A 13,558-nucleotide genomic window follows, 5' to 3' on the forward strand; every position below is an offset into this window, starting at 1 on the left:
TGGTCAAAGGTCGTGTAATCATTGAAAAAGTCATCTAAAATTCTTTTAACCGCAGTTTTAGCAGCAGTTATTACTATGACAGGATGTAATAAAGATAAGGATACAGTTCATGAAAATGTTGATCCAGTTGAGGAAACGCCTGAAGAAGTAGTTGTTAGTGATAACATCTTTCCATTAACAGGAATTCCAACGGATTCTTCAATCGACCACCGACCTTTTGCTGTCACGATTAATAATCATCGTCAAGCTAGGCCGCAGTCAGGCTTATTAGAGGCAGATATCGTGTATGAAGTTCTTTCAGAATATGAAATTACCCGCTTGTTAGCGATCTATCATAGTAAGCAGCCAGCGAATGTTGGACCTGTCCGAAGTGCGAGAGGATATCATATCGACTTAGCGAAGGGATATGATGCATTCTTCATAAGTCACGGCTGGAGCCCAGAAGCAAAAGAAAGGTTATACATTCAAAATGAAACTGAACATTTAAATGGGATGGAAGGCAATAATGATGGAGGACTTTTTAAACGATCTTCAGACCGAAAAGCTCCGCATAATTCATATATTACGTATGGAAATATTATTAAGGGTTTGGAAAGTAAAGGTTATAACTTAATTGCAGAACCAAAACCGTTAACATTTTATGAGAATGATGAAATTGAACTTGAAGGTGTCACTGCTCATGACGTGACAATTGATTATCATAAACTGTATGATGTAACTTACAAGTACGATGAGGGTCAAAAAACATATTCAAGGCATAATGGTTCGTATCATGCTGTAGATTATGCAACCCAAGACCCGATCGCTATAAATAACATTTTAGTTGTTGAAACGAAGCATGAGGTCATCGACGAGCAAGGCCGACGCAAAATTGATTTAACATCTGGTGGAAAAGCCCTATTGCTTCAAGAAGGTATAGCTATTGAACTTGAATGGGTGAGTGAAGATGGAAGGATCTTACCTATCTATAATGGTGAAGTAGTAAAATTCTTACCAGGCCAAACTTGGATTAATATTATTCCAGAGTTCATTGAACAAAGAGTAGTCATAGAAGAATAGAAAGAGGTGAATAAATTGCAAATTAATAAGTTAAGAGGTAAAGAGTTAGACCAACTATTTAATGCAATATTATCGCTAAATGATTTAGAGGAATGCTATCAATTTTTTGATGATTTATGTACCATTAATGAAATCCAATCACTTGCTCAGCGTCTTGAAGTAGCTCGCATGCTGCAGTTAGGTTATACGTATCATAAAATTGAAACCGAAACAGGAGCAAGCACAGCTACTATTTCACGAGTAAAGCGTTGTTTAAACTATGGTAACGACGGTTACAAAATGACGTTAGACCGAGTACACGGGGAAACAAACGAAGAAAAAGAATAAAAGCTCAAAACGGTGCCAGGCACCTTTAACACGATACAGTGTTAAAGGTGCCTGGCACTTCTTCTTTATATTTGTATATGCTTGAACTCTTTGACTTGAAATAATCCTGTATCGGTTAGTTTAAGGTCCGGGATGACGGGTAGTGCGAGGAAGGATAATGTTAAAAATGGATTGAAGCTACCTGAAAATCCGACTGTAGATAGCGACGTATTTAGATGATTAATTTGTTTTAACGTTTCCTCGTAATGTTGATCGGTTAAAAGACCACTAATTTGTAAAGGAAGGCTACTGACAGATTTACCGTCTTTAACGATCACAATTCCTCCTTGCATCTCCTCCATTAATGCAATAGCTTTTACCATGTCTTGATCATTTGTGCCGCACACAATAATATTATGTGAATCATGTGCTATAGTTGTGGCAATTGCCCCGCCTTTTAACCGCATACCTTTTACAATACCGAGACCAATATTTCCTGTTTGATTATGTCGTTCGACGACTGCTAATTTTAGTTGGTCCTTTTCAATAGAAGGCGTAAAATTGCCCGCAATAGTGTCCACAGCTTCGCTAATGTGGTTGGTAATTAAAGAGTTCGGTATAATTTCAATAATATTAGCTTTGTTATGTGTAATGGAGATTTTCAAGTCATTTTCAGTAACTGGTTTTGTATTTACACTTTTTGTTAGCGAACGAGGTATAGGTATTTCCATCTTATTTTTATATTGAGATTGAAGCACCCCTCTTTCAACGACATGCGAACCTTTTAAAAATACATGTTCAATAGAAATTTGATGTAGATCAGATAAGATAAGTAGATCAGCATCAAAACCTGGTGCAATAGCGCCCTTGCTTTTTAATTGAAAGCATTCCGCAGTATTAATAGTTGCCATTGAAATAGCTAGAATTGGATCTAAACCATTTAAAATGGCTAATCGTACATTATGATCGATACTTCCTTCTTCTACTAAATCATCAAGATGTTTATCATCTGTCACAAATAAACAACGCCTAGAATTCCGTTCCGTAACAATAGGGAGAAGTGCTTCTAAATCTTTGGCGACAGATCCTTCTCTTATCATAAGATACATTCCACGTTGTAAACGAATTTTTGCTTCTTCGGCATTAACTGCTTCGTGATCGGTTTGGATACCAGCTGCACGATATGTATTTATTCCATATTTATCTAAGCCAGCTGCATGGCCGTCAATGAGCTTCCCGTGTTTCATCGCTGAAGTTAGTTTATTAACCATTTTCTCACTTCCATTTAAAACAGATGGGAAATCCATTACTTCAGCTAGACCTAATACGTTTTGATTAGTATAAAACGGGGCGATATCTTCTGCTTCAAGAGTTGCACCTGCATTTTCAAAAGGAGTTGCTGGTACACAAGAAGGGATCATAAAATATATATCTAGCAAGGATTTTCTACTATTGTCAATTAAAAATTGAATTCCTTCTTTTCCAGATACGTTAGCAATTTCATGTGGGTCCGCTATAAGTGTAGTCACCCCATGAGGAACGAGAACTTCTTCAAGTTGTAGTGGGGTTAGCATAGAAGATTCGATGTGGACATGGCCATCAATAAAAGCAGGACAAATATACCCGCCCTTTGCATTAAAAGTTGTATGACCCTCATAGGAGCCGATCCCAACAATTTTCCCGCCTGTAATTGCAACGTCTTCTTCTATAATTTCTCCATTAAAAACATCAATCACTTTTCCGTTTGTAATTACGAGATCTGCTTTTTCAGTTTTGGCTGCAGTGTGAATATAATTATATATGTTATTGCCAATAGACACTTCAAGACCTCCTTATTAATCTTACCTTGTCAAATCATTTTGTATAGTATACCAACCCAGGTTTTAAAATGTTAGTTTTTAGTCCAAAAATGTACCAATAATTTTTTAAAGGGTGTACCCTTAGATTGCTGTCGTATTTTTGATATAATCATTCAGTGAGATAAATGTTTTCGATGATGGAGGAAATAGTCATGCTTGAATATAAAGATTGGAAGCATGCCTTTAAATTAGACCCGAATAAAGAAATTAGCGATGAAGATTTAGAGGCAATTTGTGAGTCTGGAACAGATGGAATTATTGTAGGTGGATCAGACGGAGTGACACTCGATAATACTCTTAGTTTATTAGTGCGAATACGCCGTTATTCCGTACCTTGCGGCTTAGAAGTATCAAATATTGAATCATTAACACCAGGATTTGATTATTATTTTATTCCTACTGTTTTAAACAGTAACGATACACAGTGGATCACCAAACTTCATCATCAAGCCGTAAAAGAATATGGCCCCATTATGAATTGGGATGAAATTGTTATGGAAGGATATTGTATTCTTAATCCAGATGCAAAAGTTGCCAAATTAACGAATTCAGAAACGAAACTTCAAGAAGAAGATGTTGTTGCTTATGCAAGAATAGCGGAGCATATGTATCGACTACCTATCTTTTATATTGAATACAGCGGAATATTTGGCCAAGTCTCTGTAGTACAAGCCGTTAAAGAGGTGTTGAAAGATACCCGGTTATTTTACGGTGGGGGCATTACGAATTTAGAACAAGCAAAAGAGATGGCAAAGTTTGCTGATACGATTATTGTAGGAAATATTATTTATGATAATATAAAAGCTGCACTTGATACGGTTAATGCAGTCAAAAAATAGAGTTGTTGCAAAACAAAAAGTAAAGTAAAATAGAATGAGAACATATGTTTGGTGGTGGAAAAGTGCAAAGTAAATTGATGGAGAAAATGTTATCAGGACTAAATCCTGAACAAAGAAAAGCCGTTCAGCATACAGATGGTCCTTTATTATTAATGGCTGGTGCTGGAAGTGGAAAAACGCGAGTATTAACTCATCGGATTGCTTATATTATTCGAGAAAAAGGTGTAGCACCTTATAATATTCTTGCGATAACATTTACGAATAAAGCAGCACGTGAAATGAAAGATCGAGTTGCGCAAATTGTTGGTGGGACCGCCGAGAATATTTGGATTTCGACTTTCCACTCTATGTGCGTTCGTATATTAAGAAGAGATATTGATCGAATTGGGTTTAGTCGAAACTTTACGATATTAGATGGAGCAGATCAGCTGTCAGTAATTAAACAAATTTTAAAAACAAAAAATATAGATCCGAAAAAATTTGAACCAAGAAGTATTCTTGGTACGATTAGTTCAGCTAAAAATGAGTTAAAGCGTGCTGAAGAATTCTCCAAAACTGCGAGTGGACTATATGATCAAACAGCTGCAGAAGTATATGTGGAATATGAGAAGCAATTGAAGAAAAACCAATCATTGGATTTTGACGATTTAATCATGACAACAATTCGATTATTTAAGCTTGTACCTGAAGTCCTTGAGTTTTATCAAAGAAAGTTTCAATATATCCATGTAGATGAGTATCAAGATACAAACAAAGCACAATATGTATTAGTTAATATGCTAGCTGAAAAGTATAAAAACATTTGCGTTGTTGGGGACTCCGATCAGTCTATCTATCGCTGGCGTGGAGCAGATATTGCAAACATCCTTTCCTTTGAACAAGATTATCCATCAGCAGCGGTTATTTTATTAGAACAAAACTATCGTTCAACGAAAACAATCCTAGAAGCGGCAAATAAGGTTATTGAAAATAATATGAAAAGAAAGCCGAAAAAGCTTTGGACTGAAAATGAAGAGGGATGTAAAATTGTCCGCTATGAAGCCGATACTGAGCAAGATGAAGCATACTATGTCATCGGCAAAATAAAAGAAGTAACACGTAATGGTAACAGCAATTCAGATATAGCAATACTTTATCGTACCAATGCACAATCACGTGTAATGGAGGAATTGCTAGTAAAATCAAATATTGAATATAACATTGTCGGCGGAACGAAATTCTACGATCGTAAAGAGATTAAAGACGTGCTAGCCTATTTACGACTTATTGGGAACCCAGATGATGATATCAGTTTACAACGAATTATTAATGTTCCGAAACGAGGCATTGGGGCCGCAACGGTTGACCGTATTTTAGAGTATGGGGCGAATCAAGGGATCTCCATGTTTAAAGTATTGCAGGAAATCGAACAAGTTGGTTTAAGTGCACGAGTCGTAGGTAAGCTTGAGGATTTTTCAAAACAAATGAACAACTGGATCAATATGCAGGAGTACTTATCGGTTACTGAACTAGTAGAAGAAGTACTTGAGAAATCAGGCTACCGCGACATGTTAAAAAATGAAAAAACGTTAGAAGCTCAAAGCCGTTTAGAAAATATTGATGAGTTTTTATCCGTTACTGTAGAGTTTGAAAAAAGAAGTGAGGATAAATCTCTCATTGCGTTTTTAACAGACCTAGCACTTGTCGCAGATATTGATCAGCTAGATAATGATGAAGAAAACCCGTCTGAAGTAGTCACTTTGATGACGATGCACTCGGCGAAAGGTTTGGAGTTTCCAATTGTATTTATTATCGGCATGGAAGAAGGCGTCTTTCCTCATAGCCGCTCTCTCTTTGAAGAAGAAGAAATGGAGGAAGAACGCCGTCTAGCTTATGTAGGAATAACACGAGCAGAGCAACAATTGTTTTTAACTAATGCAAGAAGTCGTACATTATTTGGACGAACAAGTACAAATGCGCCTTCTCGTTTCTTAAAAGAAATTCCAGAGCACTGTTTAGAAGAAATGGCAAAACCAGAGCCGATGTGGGCAAAAACATCACGTCCAAGCTCATATGGTGCGCCAAAACGAAATGTTGCCGCTACTCGTCCAGTCGCTTCGACATCAGGTGGAGAAGGCTTCCAATGGTCAGTAGGCGATAAGGCGGAACATGGTAAGTGGGGTATCGGTACCGTAGTTAGCACAAAAGGCGAAGGAGAACATATTGAGCTCGATATAGCTTTTCCAAAGCCAGTCGGTGTAAAGCGATTAGTTGCTAAATTTGCTCCAATTAAAAAGGTGTAATGAAAGGACGATAACATGGATAAACATGAAGCGAAATCTCGAATAGATGAGTTAAGAGAGCTTCTAAATGAATATGGTCATCATTACTATGTACTAGACAAGCCAATCGTATCTGATGCGGAATATGACCAGCTAATGCAAGAACTTGTCTCTTTAGAAGAGCAATACCCAGAATATTTAACCGATGACTCTCCAACCGTTCGAGTTGGCGGAGAACCGCTGCCATTTTTTGATAAGGTACAACACGATGTTCCTATGTTAAGCTTAGGGAATGCGTTTAATGAAGAAGATTTGCGAGATTTTGACCGCCGTGTGAAACAAGGTCTAAACGATAGTGAACCAACGTATAGTTGCGAGTTAAAAATAGATGGACTAGCCGTCTCTCTAAAGTACGAACAAGGGAAATTTACTCGTGGAGCAACACGTGGAGATGGTACTGTCGGTGAAGATATTACTCAAAACCTTAAAACCATTCGTTCGATACCACTGAGACTTAAAGAAGAGGTCACATTAGAAGTCCGTGGTGAAGCTTTTATGCCAAAAAGGTCATTTCAGGCGTTGAACGAGGCGAAGGAAGCCGCGGGCGAAGAAAAGTTTGCAAATCCGAGAAATGCAGCCGCTGGTTCTTTACGTCAGTTAGATCCAAAAATTGCTGCAAAACGTAACCTTGATATTTTTCTATATTCACTCGGACGAATAGAAGATGATCAAATTACATCACATCATCAAGCTTTAAATTATTTAAAAGATTTGGGCTTAAAGATAAATCAGGAAAATCGTCACTGTAAAAACATTGATGAAGTAATTGAGTATGTTGAGAGCTGGGTTGGAAAGCGTCCAGATTTACCATATGAAATAGATGGCATTGTTATCAAAGTCGATGAACTTGATCAACAAAAGGCTTTAGGGTTTACAGCAAAGAGTCCTCGCTGGGCGGTTGCATATAAATTCCCAGCAGAAGAAGTGGTTACGAAATTAATAGGGATTGATTTAAATGTGGGGCGAACAGGAGTAGTAACTCCAACAGCACTCTTAGAACCTGTAACCGTTGCTGGAACAACTGTGAAGAGGGCTTCTTTGCATAATGAAGATTTAATTAGAGAAAAAGACATTAAAATCGGTGATTCCGTTGTTGTAAAAAAAGCGGGTGACATCATCCCAGAAGTCGTCAATGTATTACTAGAATTACGTACTGGAGAAGAGCAAGATTTCCACATGCCGACACACTGTCCAGAATGTGAAAGCGAGCTCGTACGCCTTGAGGGTGAAGTTGCATTACGTTGTATTAATCCTAAATGTCCAGCTCAAATTCGTGAAGGTTTGACACACTTTGTAGCCCGTAATGCCATGAATATTGATGGTTTAGGAGAACGAGTTATTGCTCAGCTTTTTGCTGAAGGGCTTGTAGAGGATGTCGCTGATATTTATAAGTTAGAGCGAGAACAACTGCTTCAACTAGAAAGAATGGGCGAAAAATCCGTTGAAAATTTATTAAGTGCAATAGAAGCTACCAAAGAAAATTCACTTGAGAAATTACTTTTTGGTTTAGGTATACGATTTGTTGGAGCAAAAGCAGCAAAAACGTTAGCCATGCACTTTGAAACGATAGAAGCGATCCAAGAGGCTGATTTCGAGACACTTACAGCTGTCAATGAAATTGGTGAGAAAATGGCAAACTCAATTGTTAATTACTTTGAGCAGGAAGAAGTAATAGAATTGATCAATGAACTCAAGGACCTTGGAATTAATATGACATATAAAGGGCCGAAATTACCTTCAACCGAAGAGGTCCAAGAAAGTCCGTTCTTGAATAAAACGGTCGTTCTTACAGGGAAGTTAGCACAGTTAACTAGAGATGAAGCCAAAGAAAAAATAGAGGCACTAGGTGGGAAAGTAACTGGTAGTGTTAGTAAAAAAACGGATTTAGTTATAGCTGGAGAGGATGCAGGCTCCAAATTAGCTAAAGCGCAGCAATTGGGGATTACAGTTTGGAGTGAAGAACAATTCATTCAGGAAACAGCTGACTAGATGTTGTTGAAGAATAGTTCTCCTCTTAAATAAACGTTTGTTTAAAAATGATGGTTATAAGGTCCATAGCCTCTTTTCTAAACATTATCCAAAGAAATATGGAGTAGGAGTGATGAAGATGATAAAACGAGCGATACCAATTGCTCTTTGTAGCGTCATCTTTTTGTCAGGTTGTTTCCCTTTCTTGCAGCCAGAGGAACAGTTAATAGAAGAGGAAGAACATGGGGAAGATCAAGTTGTTGAATTGAGTCCAGAAGTATACACATCTGAAAACTACTACCGTAGTGTTCTATATGATGGTTCCTACACTCATGGTGAAGGCAGAGGCTTTAGTAATGCGGTCGTTTACAATCGCCTCGATATAGAACAACTCGAATTAGGCTTAATGGAGATTGCGAATGAAAGGTTTGATCCAGAAAAATATTACTTCAGAGAAGGGCAATTTATTTCTCGTAATGAACTCAACAACTGGTTGATGCGTTTTGAGGAAGATGAAAACCCTCTGGGGTTAAATCCACCTCTAGGATCAGGAAATAATTTAAAGGAACAAGAGGAAAGCCAACCCCGTTATTTATCTCATCTGTTAGAACATAATTATTTAGTAGAAAATGCGAACGGTCAGCTTGAGTTAGGTGGGGTTGTCATAGGTCTTTCTATGAATACCGTATATAACTATCGTATTTTTGATGATCAAGGAAGAATTTATCGATACGAAGTCGACATTAATCGGAAGAAAATGGAAGAGGAAGGTAAGCGGATGGCAGAAGAAATTGTTTCTCGCCTGAGATCACCTAATCGTGAAGAAGGATCATTAGAAAATGTTCCAATTATCGTTGCTTTATTTCAAGAGGAAAAAAGAGAAGCCATTGTACCAGGAAACTTTATCATGAAGGGTGTTGCTGAACCACAGCGACAAATTGATAAATGGCAAGCCATTAATCAAAAGTATTATTTTTATCCTTCAACTCTCGCTACTAATGAGCAAAGAAATGATGCGGAACGTTTTTTGAAATTTAAGGAAGAAATTAACGACTTTTTTGATAATTATATCGGTGTAGTAGGTAAGGGTTTTTACAAAGATGAACAGCTTACTGAAATGACGATTGAAATTCCAATTCGTTTCCAAGGTAAGGCTGAAATCATTGCACTTACTCAATTTTCAGCTGACCGAATTGCACAACGTTTTCCAAGTAACTTAAAAATTCAAGTTTATATTACTTCTGTTTCTGGTCAGGAAGCTATCATTGTTCGAAATCCAAATGAAGATCCGTTTATACACATTTATCGATAGAATGAATTTCTCAAAAAGGCAGTCGTTGACTGCCTTTTACCTATTGTCTGTAGAAAACGATGTTGTGGGTGTTCGTTTATTTATATTCGCATGTCCATGTTAATTCATATTGTGATGATTTTTATAACGATAAATAGAAAAAGGAAAGTTGAACATTATCAGGGGGCCTTATGCATAGATTTTGCATAAAGGAGGTGAAGAGATGGATCATCAATTAACGCTGGCTACATCTGTTTTACTTTGGGTACCAATGCTTTTATTAATACTTTTGTCGTTGGTAAGTTTAATTAGAGAAAGGAGAGAATAAACTATGGAGGTCGCTACGTTATTTACATTTATAGTTTATCTTGTAGGGATGTTAGTAATTGGAGTTATTGCTTATCGCTTAACTAATAATTTATCAGACTACGTATTGGGTGGTCGGAGGCTATCAGGAAGTGTGGCCGCATTAAGTGCTGGGGCTTCTGATATGAGTAGTTGGTTACTTTTAGGTTTACCAGGGGCCCTTTATATTGGTGGAATGGGTGAGATTTGGATAGCGGTAGGCCTTGCAATTGGTGCGTATCTAAACTGGCAGTTTGTTGCAGCTAGGTTAAGAAAATATACGGAAGTCGCAAATGATTCTATTACTCTACCAGACTTCTTTGAAAATCGATTTCATGACAAAACTAAAGTTCTTCGAACAGTGTCGGCACTTGTTATCTTACTGTTTTTTGCATTTTATACTTCAGCTGGACTTGTTGGTGGAGCATTGTTGTTTGAAGCCTCCTTTGGGATGACGTACACACAAGCACTTTGGATTGGTGCGATTGTTATCATTTCATATACCTTTTTAGGTGGATTTTTAGCGGTAAGTTGGACAGATTTTTTCCAAGGCATACTGATGTTCCTTGCTTTAATAATCGTTCCAGTTGTTGCTATATCTAAATTAGGAGGTTGGCAATCAACGTTAAATGCAGTTGGCGAAATTGATCCTGCCTATTTAGATGCGTTCCAAGGAGCCACCATTTTAGGAGTGGTTTCATTATTAGCTTGGGGATTAGGTTATTTTGGTCAACCCCATATTGTTACTAGATTTATGGCTGTAAAATCAGTAAAAGAAATCCCGAAAGCACGATTTATTGGTATGACCTGGATGGTCCTAGCTTTATTTGGTGCAATTTTTACAGGCTTTGTTGGAATTGCCTATTTTTCGATCAATGGACCAGGATTAGTAATTTCGGCTGGTGCTCACGAAACAGTATTTATATTGTTTACTCAAGTTTTATTTGACCCATGGGTAGCGGGTTTTCTCCTGGCTGCTATTCTAGCTGCGATTATGAGTACGATTGATTCACAATTACTAGTTTCATCAAGTGCTTTAGCTGAAGACTTTTATAAAGGTATTATTCGAAAGGATGCTTCAGATAAAGAGTTAGTTTGGGTTGGTAGGTTAGGTGTTGTGGCAATTGCTTTTATCGCTATTCTCCTTGCCTATAATCCTAATAATTCAGTGTTAAATTTAGTAGGGTATGCTTGGGCAGGATTTGGTGCAGCGTTTGGGCCGCTCATTCTTTTCTCTTTATTTTGGAAAAGGATGACACGGAATGGAGCTCTTGCTGGGATGATAACAGGTGGAATAACTGTTGTGTTATGGGATCTATTATCAACCCCTCCAAATGGCCCTGATGGTAATCCTCTTCCACAATCAGAAGCCATTATCCCATTTGGACTTTATGAAATCGTACCAGGGTTTATCTTTGCAGTTATTGCAATCATTGTAGTGAGTCTAATAGGAAAACAACCTAGTCAAGAAATTCAAGAGGAATTTGAACAAGCGAAATTATCGTAGAAGCTAAAAAGAGCAATTTATAACGTTTTAAAATGAGTCATTAGCATTTGCGATATCAAACTAATATTCAATTGAGAGAAGAACTTAGAGGGTAGGAGCTAGTGTCCTCTAGGTTCTTTTTATTTGTTGTATAAAAGAGGAAAACCTTTATACAGTGAAAGAATAGAAAGTCCTACACTTTCCGTAATATTTCGATAATTTGTCAAGTGTTGTTAGAATGGGGTTTATTGCCTATTAGAACGTAATTTGGTATGATCTACTTATTGTGAAAATGAACGATTTTGGAGGTGGGAAGATGGCACGTATCACAAAAGATGAGGTGAAACATGTCGCTAATTTAGCGCGTTTGTCTGTAACAGAGGAAGAAGCGGAGATGTTTACACAACAATTAGATGCAATTATCACATTTGCTGAACAACTTAATGAATTAGATACTGATGGTATCGAGGCGACGACACACGTATTAGATGTGCGAAATGTTTTACGTGAGGATGAAGTAAAACAATCGTTACCAAGGGAAGAGGTATTGAAGAACGCACCAGATGAGCAGGATGGACAAGTTAAAGTTCCGTCGATCCTTGAGTAGAGGAGGGGTATAAATGTCGATATTAGAAGGAAGTATTTCGGAATTACATAATCGTTTACATAATAAAGAAATGTCTGTGTCAGAGCTAGTTAGTGCTTCATACGAAAGAATTAACGCAGTTGACGACAAAATTAAGGCATTTGTTACATTAGATGAGGAAAGAGCAAGAAATTATGCAAAATCGTTAGATGAAGCATTAAGCGCAAATAATGAAAGAGGTCTTCTCTTTGGTATTCCTGCTGGAATAAAAGATAATATTGTTACAAGAGGTTTAACAACAACATGTTCAAGTAAACTGTTAGCAAATTTTGAACCAATGCATAACGCAACAGTTATTGAGCATTTACAAGGTGCCCAGTCTGTAACGATCGGTAAATTAAATATGGATGAATTTGCAATGGGTTCTTCAACAGAAAACTCTGGTTTCTTTAATACAAAAAATCCGTGGAATACAGATTATGTCCCTGGTGGTTCTAGTGGAGGTTCTGCAGCTTCTGTAGCCGCAGGAGAGGTTGTATTCTCATTAGGATCGGACACTGGAGGATCAATACGCCAACCCGCATCCTATTGTGGAGTGGTTGGACTTAAACCAACCTATGGACGTGTTTCTCGTTTTGGACTAGTTGCCTTTGCATCTTCTTTAGATCAAATAGGTCCTATTACACGTAAAGTTGAAGATAATGCTTTAGTTCTTCAAGTGCTCGCTGGTTACGACAAAATGGATTCGACTTCAGCTAATGTAGAAACATCTGACTACTTATCAGCATTAACCGGTGAAGTAAAAGGCTTAAAAATTGCAGTACCAAAAGAATACCTAGCTGAAGGTGTCCATGAAGATGTTAAAAACCGTATCTTAGAGTCACTTAAAGTACTTGAAGGAATGGGTGCGACTTGGGAGGAAGTGTCTTTACCGCATTCTAAATATGCGGTTGCTACGTATTATCTACTAGCTTCTTCCGAGGCTTCTGCTAACTTAGCTCGTTTTGACGGTGTACGTTACGGTGTTCGTTCGGATAATGCTGCAAACTTAATTGAAATGTATAAAGAAACAAGAAGTAAAGGGTTTGGTGATGAAGTTAAGCGCCGCATTATGCTTGGAACTTACGCACTGAGCTCTGGTTATTATGATGCATATTATAAAAAAGCACAAAAAGTCCGTACGTTAATTAAAAAAGACTTTGAAGATGTGTTTGAAAACTATGATGTCATTATTGGACCAACGGCACCGACAACAGCATTTAAAATTGGTGAAAAAGTTAATGACCCGCTAACGATGTATGCTAACGACATTCTCACAATTCCAGTCAACTTAGCTGGTGTCCCAGCTATATCAGTTCCTTGCGGTTTAGGTGAAAATGGTATGCCGATTGGATTGCAAATTATTGGTAAGCATTTTGATGAAAACACAGTTTATCGTGTAGCTCATGCTTTTGAGCAAGCAACTGAACATCATAAAGCGAAGCCGGAACTTTAAGGG

The 13,558-nt window shown here is 37.6% G+C and carries 10 protein-coding genes; 9 read left to right on the plus strand and 1 reads right to left on the minus strand.

What is annotated here, in order from left to right:
* The first annotated feature begins 21 nt into the window (after nt 1–21).
* Both GKP30_RS14670 and GKP30_RS14675 read left to right on the plus strand, forming a co-directional pair.
* The gene (locus GKP30_RS14670) at nt 22–1,059 is read left to right on the plus strand and encodes a DUF3048 domain-containing protein (protein WP_236035113.1); all 1,038 of its coding nucleotides are present in this window, start codon (nt 22–24) and stop codon (nt 1,057–1,059) included.
* Nucleotides 1,060–1,074: 15 nt separating this feature from the next.
* Entirely contained in the window at nt 1,075–1,386 is a 312-nt protein-coding gene (locus tag GKP30_RS14675; protein WP_216830206.1) for a YerC/YecD family TrpR-related protein, read from the plus strand.
* A gap of 65 nt (nt 1,387–1,451) precedes the next feature.
* Here GKP30_RS14675 and ade read toward each other — a convergent pair whose 3' ends face one another.
* A complete protein-coding gene (gene ade / locus GKP30_RS14680; RefSeq protein ID WP_216830261.1) occupies nt 1,452–3,179 on the minus strand; it encodes an adenine deaminase in 1,728 nt (575 codons plus the stop codon).
* Between the two features lie 197 nt (nt 3,180–3,376).
* On the opposite strand from ade, the gene pcrB reads away from it, so the two are divergent.
* The 7 genes from pcrB to gatA all read left to right on the plus strand — a co-directional run bounded on the left by pcrB (nt 3,377) and on the right by gatA (nt 13,555).
* Nucleotides 3,377–4,063: a heptaprenylglyceryl phosphate synthase gene (pcrB, locus tag GKP30_RS14685; protein WP_216830207.1), complete on the plus strand. Its 687-nt coding sequence runs from the start codon at nt 3,377–3,379 to the stop codon at nt 4,061–4,063.
* A 77-nt stretch (nt 4,064–4,140) separates the two neighbouring features.
* Nucleotides 4,141–6,345 (plus strand): DNA helicase PcrA, encoded by a 2,205-nt coding sequence (pcrA, locus tag GKP30_RS14690; protein WP_456237153.1) that lies wholly within the window; start codon nt 4,141–4,143, stop codon nt 6,343–6,345.
* A gap of 15 nt (nt 6,346–6,360) precedes the next feature.
* Complete coding sequence (gene ligA / locus GKP30_RS14695) at nt 6,361–8,373, plus strand: NAD-dependent DNA ligase LigA (protein ID WP_216830209.1); 2,013 nt, start codon at nt 6,361–6,363, stop codon at nt 8,371–8,373.
* A 112-nt stretch (nt 8,374–8,485) separates the two neighbouring features.
* Nucleotides 8,486–9,664 (plus strand): CamS family sex pheromone protein, encoded by a 1,179-nt coding sequence (locus tag GKP30_RS14700; protein ID WP_236035114.1) that lies wholly within the window; start codon nt 8,486–8,488, stop codon nt 9,662–9,664.
* A 310-nt stretch (nt 9,665–9,974) separates the two neighbouring features.
* Nucleotides 9,975–11,495 (plus strand): sodium/proline symporter PutP, encoded by a 1,521-nt coding sequence (gene putP / locus GKP30_RS14705; protein ID WP_216830210.1) that lies wholly within the window; start codon nt 9,975–9,977, stop codon nt 11,493–11,495.
* Between the two features lie 295 nt (nt 11,496–11,790).
* Nucleotides 11,791–12,081 (plus strand): Asp-tRNA(Asn)/Glu-tRNA(Gln) amidotransferase subunit GatC, encoded by a 291-nt coding sequence (gatC, locus tag GKP30_RS14710; protein WP_216830211.1) that lies wholly within the window; start codon nt 11,791–11,793, stop codon nt 12,079–12,081.
* Nucleotides 12,082–12,094: 13 nt separating this feature from the next.
* Nucleotides 12,095–13,555, plus strand: a complete 1,461-nt coding sequence (gene gatA / locus GKP30_RS14715) for an Asp-tRNA(Asn)/Glu-tRNA(Gln) amidotransferase subunit GatA (RefSeq protein ID WP_216830212.1) — start codon at nt 12,095–12,097, stop codon at nt 13,553–13,555.
* Nucleotides 13,556–13,558 lie beyond the last annotated feature (3 nt).

The organism is Alkalihalobacterium elongatum (genome assembly GCF_019024285.1).
Taxonomy (GTDB): domain Bacteria; phylum Bacillota; class Bacilli; order Bacillales; family Bacillaceae_F; genus Alkalihalobacterium; species Alkalihalobacterium elongatum.